We start from the raw sequence: 25,537 nt of genomic DNA on the forward strand, positions 1-25,537 counted from the left end.
CCTTGGCGACGATTCTTGAGCCTGGCGAGATCGAAGCGGCGGCGAGTTCGCCGCCGTTTCTGCACCTGCCACCGAACAACCTGTTCACCTTGCGCGCCTTGCGCCTGGAGCGTCTGGTTGATGGCCATCCAATGGCCGATTACCTGCGGCTGGTGACCGGCCTGTGCCACGTGCAGCAGCGTCTGCTGGACGATCCGCCTGTCACCGCCATGCCCGATCCCGAACGTAGGCGAGTGTGCCAGCAACATGGCTTGCCGCCGTTCGCCGCCGACAGTCTGGTGCGCGAAGACCATTGGCTGCCTTACCTCGAAGCGCTATTGCAGCGTTACCAGCCACCGCCGCAACCGGCCGTGGAAAAAGCCGTGGCAACCTTGCGCAGCGCCAATGTCGGGCAACGCAAGGCCTGGGCGATTGCGCTGGTCAGCGGCCAGTTCGCCTTGCTGCCCGCCGCCGTGGTGCCGTTTCTCGGCGCGGCGTTGCAAGTGGCCTGGAGTCATTGGCTGCTGAGTACACCGGACCTTGCGCTGAAACCCGGCGACAGTCTCAGTCAGTGCCCGGCCTGTGGTTCGCCGGCCATGGCCGGGGTGATTCGTCATCGCGGCAAGTACAACGGCTTGCGGTATCTGGTGTGCTCGTTGTGTGCCTGCGAATGGCATGTGGTGCGGGTCAAGTGCGTGTATTGCGAACAAAGCAAAGGCCTTGAATACGTCAGCCTCGATGACGACCGCCACGCTGCCAACCAGGCCCCGTTGCGCGCGGAGGTCTGTCCGGGCTGCCGCAGCTACCTGAAACTGCTTTACCTGGAAAACGACGCCGAGGCCGAAGCGCTGTCGACGGACCTGACCAGCCTGCTACTGGACATGCGCCTGGAGCAGGAAGGCTACCAGCGTCCGGCGCCTAATCTGTTGCTGGCACCGGGAGGTGACTGAGCGAGCCCTTTAAGCTATCCCTCCGGGCTCAGCGACTACACTCAGGCGCGACGGTCAACGTTTGCGGGAGCGCCTGATGTCTTCCAGATCCGCCAGCTCAACCCTGCGGCTGCCTTCTATCGACAGTTTGCTGCGTCATCCCGCCTGTCAGCCATTGGCCGAACGTTACGGGCGTGATGCGCTGCTGGCCAGCCTGCGGCAATTGCTCGATGACTTGCGTGAGCCGGTCCTTTTCGGGCAACTCGACGCCATTGAAGTCGCGCCTGAAGCGTTGGCGGGCAGGGCGGGAGAGCGCTTGGCCAGTCAGCATCGCAGCAACGTGCGCCGGGTGTTCAATCTTACCGGCACGGTGTTGCACACCAATCTGGGGCGAGCGTTGTTGCCGGAGGAAGCCATCGAAGCGATGCAAATGGCGGCCCGTTATCCGCTTAACCTGGAATTCGACCTGCACAGCGGCAAGCGCGGCGACCGTGATGACCTGATCGAAGGCCTGATCCGCGAGCTGACCGGCGCCGAGGCGGTGACGGTGGTCAACAACAACGCCGCGGCGGTGTTGCTGGCGCTCAACAGCCTGGGCGCGCGTAAGGAAGGCATCATTTCCCGGGGCGAACTGATCGAAATCGGTGGCGCCTTCCGCATTCCCGACATCATGGCCAGGGCTGGGGTCAGGCTCCACGAAGTCGGCACCACCAATCGCACCCATGCCCGGGATTACGAGGCGGCCATCGGCCCCCGTAGCGGTTTGGTGATGCGCGTCCATGCGAGCAACTACAACATCGAAGGCTTCACCGCGCGGGTGCCGACCGCCGAGTTGGCGCAACTCGCGCATCAACACGGCTTGCCATTGCTTGAAGACCTCGGCAGCGGCAGCCTGCTGGACCTGACGCGCTGGGGCTTGCCCGCCGAACCGACGGTGCGCCAGGCGCTGATCGATGGCGCCGACATCGTCACCTTCAGTGGCGACAAACTGCTGGGTGGCCCCCAGGCCGGGTTGATTGTCGGCCGCAAAGACCTGATCGCGAAGATCAAGAAGAATCCACTCAAACGCGCCTTGCGGGTCGACAAACTGACCCTGGCCGCCCTCGAAGCGGTGTTGGGCCTGTACCGCGACCCTGATCGTCTAGCCGAACGGTTGCCGAGTTTGCGCCTGCTGACTCGGCCCCAGGCGGACATCTTCGCCCAGGCTGAACGCCTGCAACCCTCGCTGGCCAAAACCTTGGGCGACGGCTGGAGCGTCAGCGCGGTACCGGCGCTGGGCATGATCGGCAGCGGCAGCCAACCGGTGGCGCGATTGCCGAGTGCGGCTTTATGCCTGCGACCGCACGTATCCAAACGTCTTCGCGGACGGCAGCTGCACGGTCTGGAAGCGGTCCTGCGTGCGTTGCCGATTCCGGTGCTCGGGCGCATTGATGACGATGCGTTGTGGCTGGACCTGCGGCAACTGGACGATGAACCGGCGTGGCTGGCGCAACTCGATCAAATGGCAGGAACCGTAGCGTGATCGTCGGCACCGCAGGGCACATCGACCACGGCAAGACGGCCTTGCTCCAGGCGCTGACCGGCCTGCTCGGCGACCGGCGTCGGGAAGAACGTGAACGCGGCATGACCATCGACCTCGGCTACCTCTACGCGGCGCTGGAACCGCATGCGCCCCTGACCGGTTTTATCGACGTGCCCGGTCATGAACGCTTCACCCACAACATGCTGGCGGGGGCTCAGGGCATTGATCTGGTGTTGCTGGTGGTCGCGGCCGACGACGGTGTCATGCCGCAGACTCGCGAACACCTGGCCATCGTTGAACTGCTGGGTATCCCTCGAGCGCTGGTGGCGATCAGCAAATGCGACCGCGTCGAACGGTCCAGAGTGCACGCCGTCCGCGAACAGATCCAGACATTGCTGGCCCCGGGACCCTACGCCAACGCGCCGCAGATTGCGCTGTCGAGTGTGACCGGGGAGGGCGTCGAGACGCTGCGACAGGCCTTGCTCGCGGCGCAACATGAAGTTCTTCAACGCAGCACCAGCGGCGGTTTTCGCCTGGCGATTGACCGAGCCTTCAGCGTCGCCGGCGTCGGTATCGTGGTGACCGGCACTGCGTTGTCTGGCGTGGTGGCCGTGGGCGATACGCTGATGCTTGGCCCGCTGGGCAAACCCGTTCGTGTGCGCGGCCTGCATGCGCAGAGTCAGGCTGCCGAGATCGCCATGGCCGGACAGCGAGTGGCGTTGAACCTGAGTGCCGAACGCTTGGCCCTGGAGCAGATCCATCGCGGTCAGTGGCTGTCGTCCGAGTGGCTGTACGCGCCAACCCAGCGAGTGGATATCGACCTGCAATTGTTGGCCAGCGAACCCAAAGCCTTCGAGCACTTTCAGCCTGTGCATGTTCACGTGGGGACTCAGGACGTGACCGGCCGGGTGGCGTTGCTGGAAGGCACCCGCCTTTTGCCGGGTGAACGGATGTTCGCGCAACTGCTGTTGAATGCGCCGGTGCAGGCCGTGAAGGGCGATCCCTTGATCCTGCGGGACCAGAGCGCCCAACGCACCCTCGGCGGCGCGCGGGTGCTCGACCCGTTCGCACCGACCCGACAACGCCGCAGCCCCGAACGGTTGGCGCAGTTATACGCCCTCGCCACAGGTAATCAGTTGGAGGAGATCCTGCCGGCATTATTGGCCAACAGCGACACCGGGCTCGACCCGCGGCGTCTTGAGCGTCAGTTCAACCGCCCCCGCAACACCTGGGTTTTGCCCGATGACGTGCGCCTGATCGACACCCGCCAACGCCCGTTGCTGTTCAGTGCGGCCCGCTGGGAAGCGCTGAAAGCGCCGTTGCTGGAACACCTCGCACGTTTTCATCAACTGGAACCGGATCAAATGGGCCCGGACCGGGATCGCCTGCGGCGGTTCAGCGGCACCGCGCTGGAGCGTGCGACGTTCATCAGCCTGCTCGACGAATTACTCGCCAGCGCGGCCATTGCCGCCAGCGGGCCATGGTTGCATTTGCCCGATCATCAGGTGCGTTTGAGCGAAGACGACGACGCCCTGTGGCAACACTTGCAGCCATTGTTCGAACAGGCTGGTTTTGATCCGCCGTGGGTGCGCGACCTTGGCCATGACGAGGCGGCCGTGCGCTTGCTGCTGTGCAAAATGGCGAGGTTGGGATTGGTGCATCAAGTCGTCCGTGACCTGTTCTACACCGACACGATGATCCGCCGATTGGCGGCTATGCTTGTGCAACTGGCGGCGCAAAACCCGGTGATTCAGGTCACGGCGTTTCGTGATGCGGTGGGCCTGGGTCGCAAGCGCAGCATCCAGATTCTCGAATACTTCGACCGGATCGGCCTGACGCGACGGTTTGGCGACAAGCGCCACATCCGCCTCGACAATGCCTTGGCACAACGCACCGATCACTGACTTCAAGGAAGGCAATCGCGCCCGGTGGCGCGGCCGGGCTTCAAACCCGGTTGGGGACGGCATCCGTTCCCGGGCAGGTTCGACTCCGGCTGCCTTCCGCCATTTTTGTCAAAAGCGCCCGAAGGTCAACGGGTACTGGATAACCACGTAGATCCTGTCGATATCATCGCCGGCCTGCGCGCTGTTGGCGCGATGCGACACATGGGACAGTTGCAGGGACAAGCCCTTCGCCGATCCTGATTGCACGATGTAGCGCAGGTCTATGTCCCGCTCCCAATGCCGTCCGCCGTCCCCTTGTTGAGGGACGTACTCACCGAGCGTCTCGTCGAACGGGTTGTAGGCTCCACCTTTAGGCGCATGGGTGCCGTCGATCTGGCTGCCTTTCACATAACGGGTCATGAAGTTCAGCCCGGGAATCCCGTAGGGGCCCAGGTCAAGGTCATAGCGTGCTTGCCAGGAACGTTCATGAGCGCCGTTGAAGTCCGCGTACTTGATCGAGTTGGCGAGGTAGATGGAGTCGCCACCGACGAAATCGAAGGGCGTGTCGCCATTGATTTTTTGATAAGCCAGCGTGAACCCGTGGGCATCGTGAGTGTATTTGCCCGACAGGCTGAATGCCGTGTTGTCGATGGCGCCGGCCAACGCCTGGCCGGTGTCCTGCGTGTGATAGACATTGGCATCGAGGAACATGCCGGATTGTTTCAAGTGCAGGTTGGCGTAGTACTGGTGCCAGGTGTCGGTCAGCTCGGAAGCGTAGAGCGCGCCGCCGACGGGACTCTGGGTGAACAGGTCAGCGCCGAGAAACGAGATGCCACCGGCCTCGGTGTTGGCGCCGTAGCCGTAAAAGTCGTCTTTGTTCGAAGAACTGTCCTGATTCTTGAACGCGGTGAAGTGACCGGCCTGCAGATTCATACCGTCGATTTCACGGCTGTTGAGCAAAAAACCCGTGGCGTACTCCGGTTGCAGGCGTTTGTCTGCGGTGTCGAACACCGGGGTTTCCACCATCATTTCACCGAAGGCCACTGTGGTTCGGGAGGCCTTGATTTTCAACGCCGCGCCGCCGCTGGAGTAGTTGTCTTCACTGCGGCCATCAGCATCCACGGGCAGCAGTCCAGTCCCGGAATGGCCCTTGCCGCCATCGAGCTTGAGCCCCAGAAACCCATGGGCATCCAGGCCAAATCCAAATGTACCGGGTGTGAATCCGGATTCAAAAGCGCCGATAAATCCTTGAGCCCACTCCTGTTTATAGTTTTTGTCCGCGGGTGACGGTGACCGATAGTCACTGTTGAGGTAGAAATTTCGACTGAGCACCGACAACGATGCACCGTCCAGAAAGCCCTGAGGAGGTTGCGTCGATTCATCAGCCAGAGCTGCCCCGGCCGAGCCCGCGAACAGCACCGACACCCAGAACGGCAACGCGAGTTTCAGTTCTTGCGCGTAAAGCTTCATGGCTTATTCATCACGAGGACAGCGACTCCAGAATGTCTGGAGTCGCTTGTTTTTAGACGGCGCTTAATGGCCTTCCGAGGCACCGAACATGGTTTTGGCGTAGATCAGGCCAAGACCGTAGGAGCCTCCGTTCGCAATCGAGGTTTTCACCGTTTCGTCATAGGTTTCGGTACGTGCCCAGTCGCGCTGGAGTTCAAGCAGGTATTGCAGCGAGGTCATTGGGCGGGCGCCGATCTGGATCATGCGCTGCATCGCCATTTCGTGGGCTTCGGTGCTGACGTCGCCACAGGCATCGGCAATCACGTAAACCTCGAAACCCTGGTCGATGGCCGACAGTGCCGGGCCCACGATGCACACAGAGGTCCACAGACCGGCGAGGACGATTTTCTGTTTGCCGAACGCGTTGACTTCGACGGCAATGCGCTCGTCTTCCCAGGTGTTCATGCTGGTACGGTCGATGACGTTGTGTTCCGGGAACACTGACTTGATTTCGTCGAAGATCGGCCCGGAAAAGCTCTTCTCGGCGACGGTGGTCAGGATGGTCGAGACCTTGAAGCCCCGCGCGGCCTTGGCCACAAGTGCGGCGTTGTTGCGCAGGGTGACGGCGTCAATTGACTTGGTCGCAAAGGACATCTGCGACTGGTGATCGATCATGATCAGGGTGTGGTCGGACGGGGTCAGCAGGGTTTTGCCGGGAACAGCTTTTGCGAGGGCCATGGCGATGTCCTTACGGGTGAGTGAGGAGGCCATGGTTGCGTAGATTCAGGCGGGAATATTGAACCGATGTGCTGTGTTTGGTTTTTTTGCGAGGATGCTGAAGGACGGCCCCGCGCGCTGTCGGTCAAGGCGCGGGGCTGTCTGTCACTGCATCACATAACGCCCAGGCGCCGACTCAATCGCCGGGTATTGCGCGTTACCGGTATGCAGTACCGAGGGCTGGCGTTCGCCAGACTGTTCAGCCAGCCAGACGAACCAGTCATTCCACCAGCTACCGGAATGTTGCTGGGCGTTCTTGAACCAGGTTTCCGGGTTCTTGGTGACCCGGTTGTTGGTCCAGTAGTGGCGTTTTTCCTTGGCCGGCGGGTTGATCACCCCGGCGATATGCCCTGACGCGCCCAGTACAAAACGCTTGGTCCCGGAGAGCAACTCGGTGCTGGCGTAAGCGCTTCTCCACGGCACGATGTGATCGTCATGGGTGGCGAGGATGTACGCCGGAGCATCGATGGCGCGCAGGTCCAGCTTGACCCCGCAACAGTCCAGCTCACCGGATTTCAGATCGTTCTGCAGATAGGTGTGGCGCAAATACCAGCAGTACATCGGGCCTGGGAGGTTGGTGCTGTCGTTGTTCCAGAACAGCAGGTCAAGGGGGATTGGTTTCTGGCCCTTGAGGTATTTGTCGACGTTGTAGTTCCACCATAAGTCGTTGGGACGCAGCAGCGAGAAGGTATTGCCCATGTCCTCGCCCTTGAACAGGCCGATGGGGCCGTCCTGGCCGCCGATGGTGCGCTCGCGGTAGGCCACCAGTTGTTCGTCGACGAAGATGTCGATGGGGCCGGTATCGAGGTAGTCAAGGAAGGTGGTCAACAGGCTCACACTGCCAATCTCGCGGTCGCCGCGCGCCGCCAGGACCGCCAGCGCTGAACTCAACAAGGTGCCGCCGATGCAGAAGCCGACGCAATTGGGCCGCTGCTCGCCGCTGATCTCGCGGGTCACTTGCAGGCCTTTGATGATGCCGGTTTCGATCAGGTCATCCCAAGTGGTGCCAGCGTGCGCCTGGTCGAAGTTGCGCCACGACATCAGAAACACCGGGTGCCCTTGTTTCAACAAATGGGCAACCATCGAGTTGTCCGGGCGCAAGTCGAGAATGTAGTACTTGTTGATGGACGGCGGCACGACAAACACCGGGCGCCGGTACTGGGTTTCGCTTTGCGGGTAATACTGAATCAGCTGGAAGAGTTCGTTCTCGAACACCACTTCGCCGGGGGTGTTGGCGAGATCGACACCGACTTTGAAGGCGCCGGCGTCGCACTGGCGCATCTTGCCTTCTTGCAGGTCGCTGGCCAGGTGCAACAGGCCGGTGAGGAGGCTGCTGCCCTGGGTGTCGACGACCCGTTGCAGCGCATCGGGATTACTGGCCAGAAAGTTGCTGGGCGCGCCAGCCGCGATGGCCTGTTCCACCAGATAGAGCAGGCGCTGGCGCGGCTTTTTGTCCGGGATCGCTAACGTGTCCAGCAGCTTCAGCAGAAACCCTGCGTTGAGCAGATAAAAGGCGGCGAGGGAGCCGAACAGGGGCTGGCTCCAGTTGCCGCTGGCAAAACGTCGATCGTCGAAGCTGAATGGCTGACCGGTCAGCAGTTGCTGGCCGAGTTCGCCCCATTGCTGTTGGTAGTCCGATTGAAGGCTGTCCAGGGTGCCGCGCGGCAGGTCAAACCACTCGTTGTAGTCCTGGCCGGTAAACCACGGGTTGGTGCTGACCCAGAGACGTAGTTGTTGCACTGCAAAGGAGGCAATGAACGGAACCTGGCCTGACCAGAAGGTGTTGAAGGTATGCGCGTTATTGTCCATGGAACTCCTTGCCCACATCAGTAAACCGGGCAGAAAAAAACCGCGGCGCCGGACTTCGGCGCCGCGTTAGCAGTCAAGCAAGCAGTCCTGTGTTTCTTCTAGCGCTCGATGACCAGGCTGACGCCCTGGCCGCCACCGATGCACAACGTGGCCAGGCCTTTTTTGCCATCGCGACGAATCAGCTCGTGCAACAGCGACACCAGAATCCGCGCGCCCGATGCGCCGATCGGATGACCCAGGGCAATCGCGCCACCGTTGACGTTGACCTTGCTGGTGTCCCAACCCAGTTCCTTGCCGACGGCCAGTGATTGCGCAGCGAACGCTTCATTGGCTTCGATCAGGTCAAGGTCGTCCAGGCTCCAGCCGGCTTTGGTCAATGCCAAGCGGGTGGCCGGTACCGGGCCGATGCCCATGATCGACGGGTCGACACCAGCGCTGGCGTAAGCCTTGATGCGTGCCAGAACCGGCAAACCGAGGGCCTGGGCCTTGGCGGCGCTGGCCAGCAACAGTACGGCGGCGCCGTCGTTGAGAGTCGACGAGTTCCCGGCGGTCACGCTGCCGTCTTTCTGGAACGCGGGTTTGAGGTTGCCCAGCGCCTGCAGTGTGCTGCCCGGACGCGGCTGTTCATCGGTGTCAAAGACCAGCGGCTCACCCTTGCGCTGAGGGATCAGGATCGGGGTGATTTCACGCTTGAAGTAACCCGCTTCGATGGCGGCAGAGGCTTTCTGTTGCGAAGCCGCGGCGAATGCGTCCTGGTCTTCGCGACTCAGTTCGTATTTCTTCGCCAGGTTCTCGGCGGTGATGCCCATGTGGTAGTCGTTGAAGGCGTCCCACAACCCATCCTGAATCACGCTGTCTTGCAGTTGCGCATGACCCAGACGCAAACCGGTGCGGGCCTTGGGCAGAACATACGGCGCCAGGCTCATGTTTTCCTGACCGCCGGCAATGATGAGTTCGGCGTCGCCGCAACGGATGGCCTGAACCGCCAGCTGGACCGCCTTGAGGCCCGAGCCGCAGACCTTGTTCAGGGTCAGGGCAGGGGTGGTATGGGGCAGGCCGGCCTTGATCGCCGTCTGACGTGCCGGGTTTTGCCCCGAGCCCGCGGTGAGTACCTGGCCGAGGATCACTTCATCGATCTGCGAGCCGTCCAGACCGGTCTCTTCCAGCAAACGGCGAATGACCGCCGCGCCCAGCTCGGTGGCTGGAATCGCGGACAAGGCACCTTGAAAACTGCCAATGGCGGTACGAGTAGCGGCAACGATTACGACTTCGTTCATGCGTGACCTCATTAAGATGTTGTCGAGCGAAAGCAGGGCATCCATGCCCTGACAGGTCTACTGCATGTTCATGCCGCCGTTGACCGAGAAGTCGGCCCCGGTGCTGTAGGCCGATTCATCGGAAGCCAGCCAGGCCACGATGGAGGCGATTTCTTCAGGCTGGCCGAGACGCCCGACCGGTGTGGCCGCGATCATGGTCTCGAGAATGTCCGGGCGAATGGCCGCCGTCATGCTGGTCTGGATGTAGCCTGGGGAAACGGTGTTGACGGTCACGCCCTTGCCGGACACTTCCCGGGCCAGCGCCATGGTGAAGCCATGGATGCCGGCCTTGGCCGCGCTGTAGTTGGTCTGGCCGAACTGGCCGCGCTGACCGTTGATCGAGGAGATGTTGATGACCCGTCCCCACTTCTTGGCCAGCATCCCTTCAATCACCTGTTTGGTGGTGTTGAACAGGCCACTCAGGTTGGTGCCGATGACCGCGTTCCAGTCTTCGGGCGTCAGCTTGCGAAAGGACGCATCACGGGTGATCCCGGCGTTGTTGACCAGGACATCGATCGGGCCGAATTGCTCACGCGCCATCTCGAACGCGTTGCGTGTTGATTCCCAATCGGTGATGTCGCCATAGATGCATTCGAATTGATAACCCGCCTCCTGTTGGCTCGCCATCCATTCTTTCTTGCGGGCGGAATCGGAGCTGCAGCCCACGATGACCTTGAATCCTTCCTTGTACAGGCGTTGGCTTATCGCAGTGCCAATCCCACCCATACCACCCGTGACCAACGCAATACGACCAAGCGACTTCATATGCTCTCTTCCTTTTTGTATTTTGCGCGGCAAGATGGGGGATTGTTCGGTATTGGCAGGACGTGCGGAAGTGTTGAGAGGTGACGGTCTGGTGTCCAACGGTGCCATGCGCGAAGCGGAACGGGAACTTTCTATGGTCGCCTCACGCTCATCTGAGTAGCAGCTGCCGAGCCAGCGAGGTTGTGGGGAGGGATTGTGGCGAGGGGATTTATCCCCGTTGGGCTGCGAAGCGGCCCCTGTTTTTCCAGCCACACCGTATCGAATGGATGACGACGGCTTCGCCGCCGAACGGGGCGGTGCGACGTTTCGCTAAATCCCCTCGCCACAATCCTCTCAACCACAGCCTCGCGGGCTCAGCAGCTGCTGCAAGGCGACGAGTGGTCTGAAATAGTGGCTAAAAGTGAGGAGTACCTATACTGGGATCAATATTGGCAACTGAACCACCCGTTAGTATTTGATTCATCGCAGATCAGTCACGGCCCCGGACAGGATGTTCGGTTCCACAGGTCATTGAGGACGCCATGTATAGAATGAGTTCAGGCTATGCCAGCGTGCTGGTAAATACGCTCTTGGCTCAGGGACTGGATGTTGCCAGTCTGTGCCAGGAGGCTGAACTAGACATGAAGCTCGCGAACAAACCAGGAGCGTTTTGCGAGCGAAGGGCTATCTATCGACTATGGGATCTGGCCGCTCAGGCCTCGGGTGATCCAGACATTGGCTTGAAGGCCTATGGAAGTTTCCACCCCGGCAGCTTTCAGATCGTCGGCTACACCATGATGTCCAGCCTGAATCTGAAAAACGCCCTTGAACGACTGGTCCGTTTCAGTCCGTTGATTGGTACCGGGTTCAGCCTTTTCTTTACATCGGAACAGCAGAATTACCGACTTTCCGGCCTTGACCATCAACAAAAAGGCTCGATCAAACCTCGCCAATACACCGATGCAGCGCTGGCTTCATTGCTGGGTTTCTGCCGTAAGCTGGCCGGCGGCAACGCACCGCAACCCTTGAGCGTGGGATTCAGCTATCCCGAACCTGAAGACACCACCGAGCATCGTCGGTTGTTTGGCTGCGACCTGCATTTCAACGCGCCTTACGACAGCATTTTGTTTGACAGTGAGGAACTGATGCGTCCGTTGAGCATGGCCAATGAAGCGTTGGCGGTGCTGCATGACAGTTTTGCCGAGGCTCAACTGGACCTGCTGTTTGGTTTTTGCATTGTCAGCAGAATTCGCGCATTGATTACCGAGCGCTTGAGTCAGGGCCAGGGGCAATGCGACATGGAGTCGATCGCAGCGGCATTGAACATCAGCAAGCGGACGTTGCAACGCGCGCTGGAAAAGGAAGGGACGCAATTCAAGGACGTGCAGAACGCGGTGCGCCGGCAATTGGCCGATTTCTACCTGCGCCATTCTCACTTCAACATGAAGCATGTCGCGTATCTCCTTGGTTTTCATGATCACAGCAGTTTCAACAAAGCCTGTAGCCGCTGGTTTGGCATGACACCCGGTCAGTATCGGGCCGATGAATCGTTTGAAATCAAGGAAGCCGCGTCGGTCTGACGCAGCCTCCCGTCAACGTTCAACGTCATTTCACCGGAGGTTTTTTCACGCCTTTCTTGCCCTTGGCAGGTTTGCGCACAGGACTGGCAACCTTGGCGATGGGGTCTGGGGTCACTGCCGGTATTTTCTGCTTGATTGGCTCGGGGATTAGCGCTGGGGCTTCCTGCTTAACGGGCTCAGGGATGACCACAGGGGTTTTCTGCTTGATTGGCTTGGGGATTTCCACCGGGGTGATCTGCTTGATCGGCTCAGGGGTTACCGCCGGGACTTTCTCTTCAATGGCATCGGCTTCACCGGGTGGTTGGGTCAGGCTGAAACCTGGCAGCGGCACGTCGAGCAGCGTGTGCAGTTCCCGCCAAAAGAGGTTGTCTGCGCCGCTGGTCAGCAGTTCCGGCAGCAAATTGGCGACAGCCGCCAACACTTGCTGGCGTTCTTCGACCTCGACAAGTATCAAGGGCAGGCTGTGCAGGCTTTCTTGCGGATGGGTGGCGACCAGCAGTTTTTGCAGGCGCAGGGTTTCGCGCAAATCAAGCGGCTCGGCACTGTAGTCCTGGAGCAGCACCTGCAGTTGCAGGATCAATTTTTCGACACTTTCCTTGCCCGGCTCGTCGCTGTCGCGGCCCAGCAGGAACAGGATCCGTATCAAGGCTTCCATCAGGCCGCCGAGGGGCAGGGCATCCTGCAAGCGCTCGATCAAAACCTTGTCGTGCTGCTCGGCATGTTCCTGCAGATTACGTCCGGGGGCATTGCCAGCGAGGCTGTTGAGTACGCCATACACGCCGTAGAAACACATTTCCTGAGCCGCATCACGCAGGTCGCGATAGCCGTTCAAGGCATCCTGCACCTGGTTGGAAAACAGTTCCTGCCAGACCAGCAACGGGTTGTTCTGGCTGGCGGGGTGACGATCCTTGCTCACTTGGGCGGCACTGCCTGCCAGCCACCAAAGCGCCGGGTTCAAACTGCTCCAGGCCACTTGCTGCTGATGGAAAGGGTGCGTCCGGCGCAGCATTTCGGCGCTCGGTTCGTTGATCAACTGGCGCAACCACGGGCGTATGCATTCGTCGTACACACTGTTGTTGATAGCGGACACACGCTGGACCAGCGCAAATTCGCGATCGTCATCGCGGGGCGGCTGCACCTGGCCATGGATGTCGGCGATACGCCGGCGTTCGAAACGCACGGCATACGGCGTCGCCGAATTCTCCGGCAGGTCTTCGATCAGCATTTCATACAGCCCGGCTGACAGTGCATTGATCGCATCAACCGCACCGAGCAATTCACGGTGTTCACGCCGCGCCACGTCACCGGACACGAAGATGCCCAAGTGACCGATGCTCGCGTGTCGCAGGTAAACGATGGTGCGCCCGGCATTTTGCAACGCGAGATCGCTGGGATAGACGTCGGTGATCCAGTCCAGTGCCTGCTGCGGGGAGGTGATGTTGTCACCATACGAGCAGAACACCACCACCGGCACTTCGATCAGCTTGAGGTCCAGCCCGCTGCTCTTGCGGCCCAGGCCACCGGACAGCCGATTGCCGATGAACAGGTCGTCGACAATCATCTCGATCTCTTCGCCATTGAGCAGGGTCGGGCTGCCCCACCAGCGTTCGAAGTCCAGAAAGCGTGCCGCCTCGCTGTCGACTTCGCTGAACAGGTGGTAGTACTTGCCCCAAAAGGTGTTGGCCGGGTCCAGGTTTTCGAAATTGCTCACCAGCCAGGTGCCGTCGAAACGGTCATTGCCCAGGTCGCTTCCCAGGCGTGCCATCCAGCCACCGCCCAGCAAACCACCGGTGTAGCGCATTGGATTGCGGCCATTGACGCCGGCCCAGTACGACAACGGCGCACCATTGACGATGATCAGCCCTGGTAGCTCCGGACGAGTGGCCGCGAGGCCCATTAACGCCCAGCCCGCCTGGCAGTTACCAATGACGACTGGTTTGGCGCTGTCTGGATGCCGGGCGCTGACGACTTCGATGAACCGCGCTTGGGCGTCTGTGATATCAGCAAGGGTTTGCCCTGGGCGGGGCGCGTGACTGAAGGAGATGAAGTAGGTGGGGTGGCCGGCTCTCAGGCTTTCGCCGATGACCGAATCCTGTTTGAACCCGCCAATGCCCGAGCCGTGACCGCCGCGGGGATCGATGATGATCACCGGCTGTTTTTTGCTGTCGATCCGTTGACCGGGGCCGCCGAGGATTTGCAACAACGAATAGTTGACCGGGCGGGGCAGGTCTTCACCGGCGACCAGCGTTTCATGATTGAACTTGAGCAGCAGTGGATACCCGGCGCGTTCGTGGGCCAGGGTGTTGTCGCCGCGCTGACGCAAGGTGTCCCAGAACAACACACTACGTTGGCCGAGGTCCGTGAAGTATTCCTGCCAGTCAGCAGGCGTTGCCTGTCGGAGTTGCCCAAGGTTTAAAGGCGAGAAGGTTTTTGCCTGGCGCTTCTGCACGGCGTCGAGGACGTTGCGGGTATTGAGGCGTTGCAGATGATTCAGGTGTTCGAACAAGCCGGCGGGTTCGGAGAACTCTTCATCTTGCAGCGCAATATTTAATTCCTGACCCATCGTGATCTCCTGACGCTGTGCATGGGAACCGGCCCATCAGACCCCCTTTAGTTAAAGAGGGCTAGCCTGGCCGTTCGATGAGCAGGAGTTTACAGCTAACAAGGAGGGCTTTAGCAAAGTTTATTTTGCATCGCACAAAAATACACGTTGCCAAATGGTTTTGTGCACTGCAATATCAAGGCTAACGCGATGACTGGCCGGATCGCTATCGCGTCCTCTGGTCCATCAGGGCCTTTCAGTACCAGGAGATTCAAGCATGTCTTTTTTCAATTCGGAAAAACTGCAAACCGCTCAGAAAGCCAACCTCGACCTTTTGCAGCAAATCAGCGGCAAAGTCTTCGCCAGCGTTGAACAGCTCAGCCAGTTGCAGTTCAAGGCACTGCGCGACTCCACCGAAGAGCACTTCGAAGGCGTTCGCAAGCTGCTGGCCGTGCGTGATCCACAAGGTTTCGCCGAGCTGCAGGCTTCTTTCACCCAGCCGAGCGCGCAGACCGAACGTCTGGCCGAATTCAACCGTCAGGTTCAAGCGCTGATCGTCGGTACCCAGTCGGACATCGCCAAGTTGACCTCGAGCCAGGTCGAAGCGGGCACCCAACAGGTGCAAGAGTTCGTTGAAACCATCAGCAAGAATGCACCGGCCGGCTCCGAGCCTGTTGTGGCCGCGTTCAAGTCGGGTCTCGCAAATGCCGGTACAGCATTTGAAAGCGCACAGAAAGCCGTGAAACAGGCGTCCGAAGCCGCTCAAAGCAATTTCGAAGCAGCCACTGCCGCGGCCACCAAAGCGACTTCAGAAGCAAGCGCCAAGGCTACCAGCGGTAATAAGTAAGTCGTATTAGATCAGCGGCAACAATGGCGATGGGTTTATTCCCCATCGCCATTTTTTTTCGGCCCGTTTTTGGTATCCGGCTTGCCGCCGAACATGCCGAACAGGTTCTGGGTGTTCAGGTACAGCGCCTTCGACTGGTCGACATATTGGCGCATCAGATCCTGCATCACCGGGGCCTGTTGATGCATGAAGTCGCTCCAGGCCTCGGACGATTGCGCGCCGGTCTGGGACTGGATGTCGATCACGGTCTGAATGCTCTTGTCCAGATAGCTACCGAGTACGCCTTGATAAGGGCCGTAGAACTGGATAATCCCCATCAGCATTTCGGTAGTGAAGATGGGTTCACCGCCGCTTTCAGCTTCCAGAATCACTTGCAGCAGGATGCTGCGGGTCAGGTCCTCGCCGCTCTTGGCATCGACCACCTGAAAGGCAACTTTGTCGACCACCAACTGGCGTATGTCCGCCAGCGTCAAATGACTGCTGGTGTGGGTGTCATACAGTCGGCGATTGGGGTACTTCTTGATCAGGCGGGGGGTGGTATCAGTCATGCGGGGCGTCTCGCGGCGGGCCTGGTTTGCAGGCATCTTAACCTACTCTGGCCACTGCTGCGGGTTGGCGGGTGTATCGAGAGCAGATCGTTCCCACGCGTGGGAACGATCTGGGGGAAGGGTGCTTACCAGATCGGCAAGGTGTAGCTGACGATCAGGCGGTTTTCATCCAGGTCGCTGCCGAAGTTGGTCGAGCGCACCGTCGCGTTGCGCCACTTCAGCCCGACATTCTTCAACGGCCCGCTCTGCACGACATAACCAATGTCGGTATCCCGTTCCCATTCTTTGCCTTCCGGGCGGTTGCCGCCCAGATCGATGTTGTCGCCGGTGAGGTAGCGGGTCATGAAGGTCAGGCCCGGAACGCCAATGGCCGCAAAGTTGTAGTCGTAGCGCGCCTGCCAGGATTTTTCATCCTTGCTGGCGAAGTCGCCGATTTGCACGAAGTTCACCAAAAAGGCATCGGTGCCGTTGACGTAGGCGTAGCCGGTGTCGCCGCTCATGCCTTGATAACCCAGGCCCAACGCATGCCCGCCAAGGTTGTAGGTGAACATTGCGCCAATCGCATTGTTATCGACATTGCTGCCGCCATCGTCCGTGGAGCGGGCGAAGCGCAGATCCGTCTTCAGCGACTGCCCCGTCGTCACCGGCAACACGTAGGTCAGGTTGACCAGGTGCTGGCTGTAGAAGTTGTCGAGGTGGCCGTAGCTATAGCCGGTGGCGAGGTTGCTGGTCCATTTGTAGTTCAGGCTGGCAAAATCGAAGCTGTCGCTGTCGAGATGACGTGTGGTGATGCCCTTGGCGCCGGTGCGGGTGATGCCCATGTCCTCGTAATCCGAGGAGTCGCGCTGATTGACCTGGGTCAGTCGCCCGGCATCCACCGTCAGGCCTTCGAGTTCCAGCGAGGTCAACTGACCGCCCTTGAAGGTTTGTGGCAACAGCCGTGAATCGTTGGCCAATAACGTGGGCAGTTTCGGCAGCAGCGTGCCCAGTTTCAGTGTGCTTTTCGAGGCACGCACTTTGGCGGTCAGGCCCAGTTCGCCGTACTCGTCCTGTGCACCTTTGCTCGTGTCGCGGTGACGTTTGAGCAGGCCGGAGCCTGCGCGATCAGGGCTGGAATCGAGCTTGACGCCTAGCAGGCCGATGGCGTCGAAACCGACACCGATCAACCCTTCGGTGAAGCCCGATTCATAGCGCAGCAGGAAACCCTGGGCCCATTCCTCTTGTTTGGATTGGGCGGCGTTGTCCTGGCGATAATCACGGTTGAAGTAAAAGTTGCGCAGCTCAAGGCTGGCCTTGCTGTCTTTGACAAAGTCAGCAGCGGCGGGGGCCGAGAGGCTGATGACGCCGCCGGCCAGCAACAGTCGGGTAGCGAGGGTGCGGGTATTGCGGTCCATGGTGAAGCCCCTTTGTTTTTATTATGGAAAGACAGGTCCCGCGGCCCTCGCCAGGTGGGCGAGGGCTTATCGATAAAAAAACGCGAACGCCAAAAAGACAGGAGCGCGGCGCCGCGTGCGGTTCAATCGTTAGAACTGTTCGGCGCTCAGGCCAAACAACGAGGCACTGCCCGCACGAATGGATTGCTCCAGACTCAAAATGCGCGGCAGCAGGCGGTGGATATAGAAGTCGGCGGTGGCGATTTTCGCGCCATAAAACTCTTCGTCGTCGTGCAGCTTTTGCTTGGCGACCTGAGCCATGCGTGCCCAAAGCCAGGCGTAGGCGACGTAACCGAACAGGTGCAAATACTCCACCGACGCGGCGCCGACTTCGTTGCGATTGGTCGCGGCCTGATCCTGCAGCCAGTCGCTCAGGTCTTCCAGACGCTGCACGGCATCGAACAGTTGAGTGGAGTAGGGCGCGTCAGGCTGATGGGCGAAATGACGGATCTGAGCGGTGAACTGGCGCAGCGCGAAACCCTTGTCGGCGAGCACTTTACGTCCGAGCAGGTCCAGCGCTTGAATGCCGTTGGTGCCTTCGTAGATCTGCGCGATGCGCACGTCACGGACCAATTGTTCCTGGCCCCATTCACGGATGTAGCCATGGCCACCGAACACTTGCTGGCCGTTGATGCAGCTTTCCAAACCGGTGTCGGTGAAGAATGCCTTGGCCACCGGCGTCAGCAGCGCGACCAGGGTTTGCGCATTGTCCCGTTCCTGGACGTCATCGGAAAACTTCGCCAGATCGAGTTGCTGGCCGACATAACTGGCGAACGCACGGCCGCCTTCGGTCATGGCTTTCATGCTCAGCAGCATGCGGCGCACATCGGGGTGGACAATGATCGGGTCGGCCACTTTGTCCGGGGCAATGGCACCGGTCGGCGCGCGGCTCTGAACCCGTTCACGGGCGTAAGCCACGGCGCTCTGATAGGACGCTTCGGCGCAGCCAATTCCCTGAATGCCGATGGACAGGCGTTCGTAGTTCATCATGGTGAACATCGCCGCCAAGCCTTTGTTGGCTTCGCCGACCAGCCAGCCGCTGGCGCCGTCGAAGTTCATCACACAGGTGGCCGAGGCCTTGATGCCCATCTTGTGTTCGATGGAGCCGCAACTCACGGCGTTGGCAGCGCCGAGGGAACCGTCGGCATTGACCAGCACTTTGGGCACGACGAACAGTGAGATGCCTTTCGGCCCTGCCGGTGCGTCCGGCAGCTTGGCCAGCACCAGATGGACAATGTTTTCGGTCAGGTCCTGATCGCCACCGGTAATGAAAATCTTGCTGCCGGTGATGCTGAAGCTGCCGTCGGCTTGAGGTTCGGCGCGGGTGCGGATAATCCCCAGGTCAGTGCCGGCGTGGGCCTCGGTCAGGCACATGGAACCGGCCCAGCGGCCTTCGTACATCGGCGGCAGGTAGAGGTTTTTCAGGGTGTCGCTGGCGTGGGCATCCAGCGCCAGGCAGGCACCGGAACTCAACGCCGAATACAAAGCAAAGCTTGAGTTGGCGCCGTAGAGCATTTCTTCGAACTGCACGGCGAGCATCTTCGGCATGCCCATGCCGCCGAAATCGGCATTACCGGAAAGACCCACCCAGCCGCCTTCGATGTAGGTGGCATAAGCTTGCTTGAAACCGATTGGCGTGCTGACCTGGCCATCGACCCACTGGGCGCCTTCTTCGTCGCCGCTACGGTTCAATGGCGCAATCAGGTGCGAGGTGACTTTGGCCGCCTCCTCAAGAATGGCGTCAGCGGTGGCGGCGTCGACACTGTCGGCCAGGGCCGGCAAGCGTGCCCACAGGGCCGGGGCGTCGAACACTTCATGCAAGACAAAGCGCATGTCGCGCAGCGGGGCGTTGAATTCGGGCATAACGTGAACCTCAAAAGGTTGTGCGATGGGCACGGCGCCGCTGGAGCAGGCCGTGCCCTTTCAGATCAATGAGCGGAAGCGCTGGCGGCACCGAGGCCCGTCTGGGCACGAACGAACTGGTCGGCGTAGGCGTCACGTTCCTTGTCGGCCCGCACGCTGCGGTCGAGTTTCGACACCACAACGATCACGAAGAACGCCAGCGGCATGGAGAACAGCGCCGGGTGGTCGTACGGGTAGATCGCGTGAGCATGGCCGAGCACGGTGACCCAGACCGCTGGCGAGAGGATCACCAGCACCAACGCGCAGATCAGGCCGGCGAAACCGCCGATGATTGCGCCTTTGGTGGTCAGGCCTTTCCAGTACATGGCCATGATCAGCACCGGGAAGTTGGTCGACGCGGCGATGCCGAAGGTCAGGCCCACCAGGAACGCGACGTTCATCTTCTCGAACAGAATGCCCAGCAGAATCGCAATGATGCCCAGGCCCACGGTGGCCATGCGGGTCACGCGCATTTCCTGTTTCTGGCTGGCTTTGCCTTTCTTGAACACCGTGGCGTAGAGGTCATGGGAAATCGCCGAAGCCCCGGCCAGGGCCAGCCCGGAGACCACCGCCAGAATGGTGGCGAAGGCTACCGCCGAGAGGAAACCGAAGAACAGGTTGCCACCGACCGCTTTGGCCAGGTGCATGGCGACCATGTTGCCACCGCCGATCAAGGCGCCGCCGACTTCACCATTAACGTAGTACTGCGGGTCGGTGCCGATGATCACCATCGCGGCAAAGCCCAGGGTGCAGACAACCAGGAAGAAGAAACCGATGAAGCCTGTGGCGTAGAACACCGACTTACGCGCTTCCTTGGCGTTAGGCACGGTGAAGAAACGCATCAGGATGTGCGGCAGACCAGCAATCCCGAACACCAGGCCCAGCGACATCGAAGCGGTGTTGATCGGGTCGGCGAGCATCGAGCCGGGGCCCATGATGTTCCAGCCACTGGCATGGGCTTCGACGGCTTTGGTGGCCAGGGTTTCGTAGCTGAAGCCGAATTGCGACATGGCCATGAACGCCAGGGTCGTGCCGCCAGCCAGCAGCAATACAGCCTTGATGATCTGTACCCAAGTGGTGGCGATCATGCCGCCGAAGATCACATACACCAACATCAGCGCGCCGACGATCACCACGGCTACCGGGTAGTCGAGACCGAACAGCAACTTGATCAACTGACCGGCACCGACCATCTGCACGATCAGGTAGCAACACACCACCGTCAGCGAACCAAACGCAGCGAAGATCCGCACTTTGTTCTGGTCCAGTCGATAAGACACGATGTCGGCAAAGGTGTAGCGCCCCAGGTTGCGCAAGCGCTCAGCCATCAGGAAGGTGATGATCGGCCAGCCGACGAAGAAGCCGATGGTATAGATGAAGCCGTCGTAGCCCTTGGCGAACACCAGGCTGGACAACCCCAGCAGCGTGGCCGCGGACATGTAGTCACCGGCAATCGCCAGACCGTTCTGGAACCCGGTGATGCCACCGCCCGCGGTGTAGAAGTCCGACGTGGATTTGGTTTGCCGCGCGGCCCACCAAGTGATGGCCAACGTGCCCAGCACGAAGACGAAGAACATCCCGATCGCATGCAGGTTCAGCGGTTGTTTTTCCACCGCACCCAGCGCGGGCGCAGCCAGTACAAAAGAAGCCGGCAACAGCCCGGCAGCGGCGAGGAGAAGTTTACGCAGCAGGTTCATGACTTGCTCTCCTCAAGAATGGCGGCGCCCAGTGCATCGAAACGCGTGTTGGCGCTGTAGACGTACCAACCGGTCAGTAGCCAGGAAAAAATGATGATCGCCGCGCCGACCGGCATGCCCAGGGTCAACATCCGATGTTCGGCGAGCGGCGCATGCAGCCACTGCGGGGCAAACGCCACCACCAGCATGAACGCGTAGTAAGTACCCAGCACCGCAGCACTCAGCGACCAGGCCAGGCGCGAACGGCTGCTCACCAATTGAAGGAATTTCGGGTTGGCCCGAATGCGCTCACAGCGTTGGGTATCGGTTGAATGGATGTCGATCATGGGTGGCTCCACATTGTTTTTGTTATCAGTGTGTGGGGGCAGGGCAGCGCCGAATTCGGCATGCACGAGCCCGAAACGGCAGGTAAAGGCACCTGCCGCTTGACGGGTACAACGTTGGTTCGGGTTAGAGCGCTTTAGCCCTGTCGCGCAAAACGTACTTCTGGATCTTGCCGGTGGAAGTCTTTGGCAGCAGAGTGAAAATCACCGTGCGCGGGACTTTGAAGCCGGCCAGGTGTTCGCGGCAGAAACTGATGATGTCGGCCTCGCGAACGTCCTGGTGATCAGCCTTCAACGTGACAAACGCGCAGGGCGTTTCGCCCCACTTCTCATCGGGACGGGCGACGACCGCCGCTTCCATGACGGCAGGATGGCGATAGAGCACGCCTTCCAGTTCGATGGTGGAAATGTTCTCGCCGCCGGAAATGATGATGTCCTTGAGGCGGTCCTTGATTTCGACGTAACCGTTGGGATGACACACCGCCAGGTCACCGGTGTGGAACCAGCCGCCTTCGAACGCTTCGGCTGTGGCGGTCGGGTTCTTCAGATAGCCCTTCATCACGGTGTTGCCGCGCATGAAGATCTCACCGATGGTCTGACCGTCTCGCGGGGTCGGCTCCAGCGTCTTCGAGTCGCCGACCATCACGCCTTCGAGCGTCGGGTAGCGCACGCCCTGACGGGATTTGATTTGCGCCCGTTCGTCTAGCGGCAACTCGTCCCATTCGGCATGCCAGGCGCAGAGCGTTACCGGACCATAGGTTTCGGTCAGGCCATAGACGTGGGTGACCTTGATGCCCATTTCTTCCACGGCACCGATCACTTTGGCCGGCGGTGCGGCGCCGGCGACCATGGCGTTGACCGGATGATCGATCGCCGCTTTCGCCGATTCCGGCATATTGACCAAGGCATTGAGCACGATCGGCGCGGCGCACAGATGGGTGACCTGATGTTCGCGAATCAGCGTGAGGATTTTCTGTGGATCGACACGGCGCAGGAACACATGCACACCGGCCATGGCGGTGATGATCCACGGGTAGCACCAACCATTGCAATGGAACATCGGCAGGGTCCAGAGGTAGACCGGATGGTTGCCCATGGCCCAGGTCATCTGGTTGCCCAACGAGTTCAGGTAAGCACCGCGATGGTGGTAAACCACGCCTTTGGGGTTGCCGGTGGTGCCTGAGGTGTAGTTCAGCGAGATGGCTTGCCATTCGTCCGCCGGCCACTGCCAGGCGAAAGCCGGGTCGCCTTCGGCCAACAGCGCTTCATAGTCCAGATCGCTGACCGCCTGGCCTTCACCGTATTCCGGATCATTGACGTCGATCACCAGTGGCGGGTGATCCAGCATGCCGATCGCCGCGTGAATCACATCATGGAACTCGCGGTCGGTAATCAGCACCTTGGCTTCGCCATGTTGCAGCATGAAGGCGATGGCTTCGGCATCCAGGCGCACGTTGAGCGGGTTGAGCACCGCGCCGATCATCGGCACGCCGAAGTGCACTTCAAGCATCTCGGGAATGTTGGGCAGCATCACCGCCACCGTGTCGTTCATGCCGATACCACGACCGGCCAGCGCCGAAGCCAGACGGCGGCAGCGGGTGTAGGTCTGCGCCCAGGTGCGGCGAATAGAGCCATGGATGACGGCAGGGTAGTCCGGATAAACGCTGGCGGTGCGCTCGATGAAGCTGAGCGGAGACAAGGCAATATGATTGACAGCCGCAGGGCCTAGCCCTTGTTCATAGATCGACATGTACGGGTACTCGGTGGCTGATTGTTAGCTCTATAGATGTCCTGGCAGCGTCGCCGCCGAGGGCACCTTTTATGTCCGGCTTGCTTTATATAACATTCAGCCTCCGATATGGAAGTACAACCTACGTCATATAGGATATGTACTATATTTGATTCTTGCGGATCTAAATCAATACAGTCACACCGTCAAGGCCGGTATATCCTTGGCTTCCCCAACGAAGCGGACCTGTGATGACCCTGACCCCCGTTCGATTGCACAGCTGGTTGCGCCTGCAGCGCGAGGGCGTGTCCCTGGCCGCCCGGGCCGATGCGTTGTGCCGTGCGTTGCAGGATTGCCCCGAGGTGCGCCGGGCGGTTTATCTGAGTTGGCAAGCCAATGCGCGGATTTACAGCCACGAGGGCGCCGCCCAGCATTTTCCACCGGGCCTGGGCGACCCTTCGCTGGCCAGCGATCAGCGCCTGTTTGATCGGCTGGTCGAGGCGGGGCGGCTGGATCTGGCGCAAGTGCGTCAACTCGATTGCTGGTTGGCCGGACGACTGCGCCGGGCCGCTATCAGTCATGGCCAGGTGTTTGATCTGGCCTTGCAACCGGGGCAGCCGGGGCTGTTGCTGGTGGAAGTGTGCGAGGGCGTGAGTCTTGATTGGCTGGGTTGGGTGCAGGACTTGCTGACGACCTTGCTCAGCAGCGTCAACGGTATGCTGCGCGGCTCGCCGCTGTTGGGTCACGATCCACAGCCGAGTCTGCTGCTCGATGCGCAAGGCCGACCGCTGGAATTCAATGCCGCGCTGTTGGCATTGCTCGCCGAAAAGCCGCTGACTGATGTGCTGGGTTTTCTGCCGGTCAATCACCGGGTGCTGGTCCGTGCCTGCCTCGACCAGCAACGCGCCATCGAAGGGGTCGAAGCCCAGTTCGAAGCGCAGATCCTGATCTGGACGTTTATCCCCGATCCCCAGGACAACCGTGTACTCGCCCGTTGCCGCGATGCCACGGCACAAGTGCTGGCCGAGCGTGAAGCGGCCACGGCACGCCGGTTGTACCGGCTGATCATCGAGAACACCACCGACCTGATTTCCCGACACACACCGGACGGGCGCTTTCTCGATGCCTCGCCCGCGTCCTGGACATTGCTCGGCTACTGGCCGGAAGAGTTGCGCGGGCAAATGGCCCAGCGCTTGTTCCATGGTCAGGGCCTGGCCAGCCTGATGCAGCGTGCGCGAGATGCCCTGGAGCAGGACGGTTATCACACGATGACCTATCGCATTCGCCATCGTGACGGGCATTACCTGTGGTTCGAAACCGCGAGCCGGGCGATTCGTGAAACCTACACCGGGACGGTGGTGGAAGTGGTCAGCGTGTCCCGGGACATCACCGCCCGGGTCCACGCCGAGGAGAACAAGCGGCGCCTGGCGGAGGTCGTCGAGGCCAACACCGATCCGGTGTTGTTCATCGACCCCGAGGGGAAAGTCACTTACCTCAACCCGGCGGCGCGGCGCATCCTCGGGATCGACGAGCAACAACCGATGCCGACCCTGGCGCAATTGTTCGCCAGTAGCGACCTGGCACGTCTGCAGCGTGATGGTTGGAGCAGCGCCGAACGCGACGGTGTCTGGAGCACCGATGCGCGGTTGCAGCCACCGGGTGGCGGCACTTCAGTGCCGGTGTCGCTGGTGCTGCTGGCGCACCGTTCGGCCGGTGGCGAACGCTATTACTCGTTGGTGGCGCGGGACATGACCGAGCGTGAACTGCGTGAGGTACAGCAGCGCCGCCATCAGGACGAACTGGCCCATACCGCGCGGTTGGTCACTTTGGGTGAATTGGCCTCGGGCATCGCTCACGAAATCAACCAGCCGCTGGCGGCGGTGGTCAATTACGCCAATGCCAGTCAGCGCTATTTACAGACCCTGGATTCAAATCCCCAGGCCGCCGCCCGAGTGGCGCAAGGGCTGGAACGCATTACCCATCACGCCACGCATGCTTCAGAAGTGATCAGACGTTTGCGTGCGTTTCTGCGCAAGGGACAACGCCGGATGCAGGCCCTGAATTTCACCGACGTCGCCCGCGAGGCCGTGCGTTTATGTGCCTGGGAAGCGAGCAATTGCCAAGTGACAATCGAGGATCGCCTGCCGGATAATCTGCCGCCGATTTATGCCGACCGGGTGCTGCTGGAGCAGGTCCTGCTCAATCTGTTGCGCAATGCCATCGACGCCAACCGCGAACAACATCCGGGGCAACCTTCACTGATCGTGATGGCTGCGGGGCAGGGGGGTGGTGCAACCGTGGAAATCAGTGTGCAAGACCAGGGACCGGGCGTCAGCGAGCCGGAACTGGAGCAGATATTTACCCCGTTCTATACCAGCAAGGCCGATGGCCTGGGACTTGGCTTGTCCATGAGCCGCAGCATCATCGAAGGTTTCGGTGGCGAATTGCAGGCCCGACGCCAACCTGTCGGGCTGCTGATGTGCTGCCGCTTGCCGCTGGCCGGCCCAACAAAACAACAACAGGAATAA

The 25,537-nt window shown here is 60.5% G+C and carries 18 protein-coding genes and 1 tRNA gene; 7 read left to right on the forward strand and 12 right to left on the reverse strand.

The window, feature by feature from the left end; translation table 11 throughout:
• Window positions 1–2 precede the first annotated feature (2 nt).
• The 4 genes from fdhE (at window position 3) to IB252_RS10930 (ending at window position 4,436) form a co-directional block, all read left to right on the forward strand.
• On the forward strand, window positions 3–929 hold the full coding sequence (gene fdhE / locus IB252_RS10915) for a formate dehydrogenase accessory protein FdhE (protein ID WP_192408514.1): 927 nt from the start codon (window positions 3–5) through the stop codon (window positions 927–929).
• A 76-nt stretch (window positions 930–1,005) separates the two neighbouring features.
• A complete protein-coding gene (gene selA / locus IB252_RS10920; protein ID WP_192408515.1) occupies window positions 1,006–2,430 on the forward strand; it encodes an L-seryl-tRNA(Sec) selenium transferase in 1,425 nt (474 codons plus the stop codon).
• Window positions 2,427–4,334, forward strand: a complete 1,908-nt coding sequence (gene selB / locus IB252_RS10925; protein WP_192408516.1) for a selenocysteine-specific translation elongation factor — start codon at window positions 2,427–2,429, stop codon at window positions 4,332–4,334. The genes selA and selB overlap by 4 nt, the downstream gene beginning before the upstream one ends.
• 6 nt (window positions 4,335–4,340) lie before the next feature.
• Window positions 4,341–4,436: transfer RNA gene (locus tag IB252_RS10930), tRNA-Sec, on the forward strand.
• 6 nt (window positions 4,437–4,442) lie between these two features.
• On the opposite strand, the gene IB252_RS10935 is transcribed toward IB252_RS10930, so the two are convergent.
• From IB252_RS10935 to phbB, 5 genes are all read right to left on the reverse strand, one after another.
• Complete coding sequence (locus tag IB252_RS10935) at window positions 4,443–5,783, reverse strand: OprD family porin (RefSeq protein WP_192408518.1); 1,341 nt, start codon at window positions 5,781–5,783, stop codon at window positions 4,443–4,445.
• Window positions 5,784–5,846: 63 nt separating this feature from the next.
• Window positions 5,847–6,500, reverse strand: coding sequence for a hydrolase (locus IB252_RS10940; RefSeq protein WP_008146861.1), 654 nt, complete (start codon window positions 6,498–6,500; stop codon window positions 5,847–5,849).
• Between the two features lie 144 nt (window positions 6,501–6,644).
• The gene (phaC, locus tag IB252_RS10945) at window positions 6,645–8,348 is read right to left on the reverse strand and encodes a class I poly(R)-hydroxyalkanoic acid synthase (RefSeq protein WP_192408520.1); all 1,704 of its coding nucleotides are present in this window, start codon (window positions 8,346–8,348) and stop codon (window positions 6,645–6,647) included.
• A 98-nt stretch (window positions 8,349–8,446) separates the two neighbouring features.
• Complete coding sequence (locus IB252_RS10950; RefSeq protein ID WP_111449941.1) at window positions 8,447–9,625, reverse strand: acetyl-CoA C-acetyltransferase; 1,179 nt, start codon at window positions 9,623–9,625, stop codon at window positions 8,447–8,449.
• A gap of 57 nt (window positions 9,626–9,682) precedes the next feature.
• Window positions 9,683–10,429 carry an acetoacetyl-CoA reductase gene (phbB, locus tag IB252_RS10955; RefSeq protein WP_111449940.1) on the reverse strand — a complete coding sequence of 249 codons (747 nt, stop codon included), beginning with the start codon at window positions 10,427–10,429 and terminating at the stop codon, window positions 9,683–9,685.
• A 521-nt stretch (window positions 10,430–10,950) separates the two neighbouring features.
• Between phbB and IB252_RS10960 the strand changes: the two genes are divergently transcribed.
• Entirely contained in the window at window positions 10,951–11,988 is a 1,038-nt protein-coding gene (locus IB252_RS10960) for an AraC family transcriptional regulator (protein ID WP_192408523.1), read from the forward strand.
• Window positions 11,989–12,013: 25 nt separating this feature from the next.
• Here the strand turns inward: IB252_RS10960 and IB252_RS10965 are convergent, their stop codons facing one another.
• Complete coding sequence (locus IB252_RS10965) at window positions 12,014–14,551, reverse strand: DUF3141 domain-containing protein (RefSeq protein WP_192408524.1); 2,538 nt, start codon at window positions 14,549–14,551, stop codon at window positions 12,014–12,016.
• A gap of 256 nt (window positions 14,552–14,807) precedes the next feature.
• Between IB252_RS10965 and phaP the strand changes: the two genes are divergently transcribed.
• Window positions 14,808–15,377, forward strand: a complete 570-nt coding sequence (phaP, locus tag IB252_RS10970) for a TIGR01841 family phasin (protein ID WP_192408533.1) — start codon at window positions 14,808–14,810, stop codon at window positions 15,375–15,377.
• 35 nt (window positions 15,378–15,412) lie between these two features.
• On the opposite strand, the gene phaR is transcribed toward phaP, so the two are convergent.
• From phaR to IB252_RS11000, 6 genes are all read right to left on the reverse strand, one after another.
• Window positions 15,413–15,961 (reverse strand): polyhydroxyalkanoate synthesis repressor PhaR, encoded by a 549-nt coding sequence (gene phaR, locus IB252_RS10975; RefSeq protein ID WP_192408535.1) that lies wholly within the window; start codon window positions 15,959–15,961, stop codon window positions 15,413–15,415.
• Between the two features lie 89 nt (window positions 15,962–16,050).
• Window positions 16,051–17,319: an OprD family porin gene (locus IB252_RS10980; protein ID WP_192408537.1), complete on the reverse strand. Its 1,269-nt coding sequence runs from the start codon at window positions 17,317–17,319 to the stop codon at window positions 16,051–16,053.
• A 129-nt stretch (window positions 17,320–17,448) separates the two neighbouring features.
• Window positions 17,449–19,221: an acyl-CoA dehydrogenase C-terminal domain-containing protein gene (locus tag IB252_RS10985; protein WP_192408539.1), complete on the reverse strand. Its 1,773-nt coding sequence runs from the start codon at window positions 19,219–19,221 to the stop codon at window positions 17,449–17,451.
• A 65-nt stretch (window positions 19,222–19,286) separates the two neighbouring features.
• Entirely contained in the window at window positions 19,287–20,957 is a 1,671-nt protein-coding gene (locus IB252_RS10990) for a cation acetate symporter (protein ID WP_192408541.1), read from the reverse strand.
• A complete protein-coding gene (locus IB252_RS10995; RefSeq protein WP_111449932.1) occupies window positions 20,954–21,283 on the reverse strand; it encodes a DUF485 domain-containing protein in 330 nt (109 codons plus the stop codon). The genes IB252_RS10990 and IB252_RS10995 overlap by 4 nt, the downstream gene beginning before the upstream one ends.
• A 124-nt stretch (window positions 21,284–21,407) precedes the next feature.
• The gene (locus IB252_RS11000) at window positions 21,408–23,030 is read right to left on the reverse strand and encodes an acyl-CoA synthetase (protein ID WP_192408542.1); all 1,623 of its coding nucleotides are present in this window, start codon (window positions 23,028–23,030) and stop codon (window positions 21,408–21,410) included.
• Window positions 23,031–23,260: 230 nt separating this feature from the next.
• On the opposite strand from IB252_RS11000, the gene IB252_RS11005 reads away from it, so the two are divergent.
• On the forward strand, window positions 23,261–25,537 hold the full coding sequence (locus IB252_RS11005) for a PAS domain S-box protein (RefSeq protein WP_192408544.1): 2,277 nt from the start codon (window positions 23,261–23,263) through the stop codon (window positions 25,535–25,537).

Origin of the sequence: Pseudomonas sp. PDM10, assembly GCF_014852295.1 — a bacterium.
In the GTDB taxonomy this organism is placed as follows: Bacteria; Pseudomonadota; Gammaproteobacteria; order Pseudomonadales; family Pseudomonadaceae; genus Aquipseudomonas.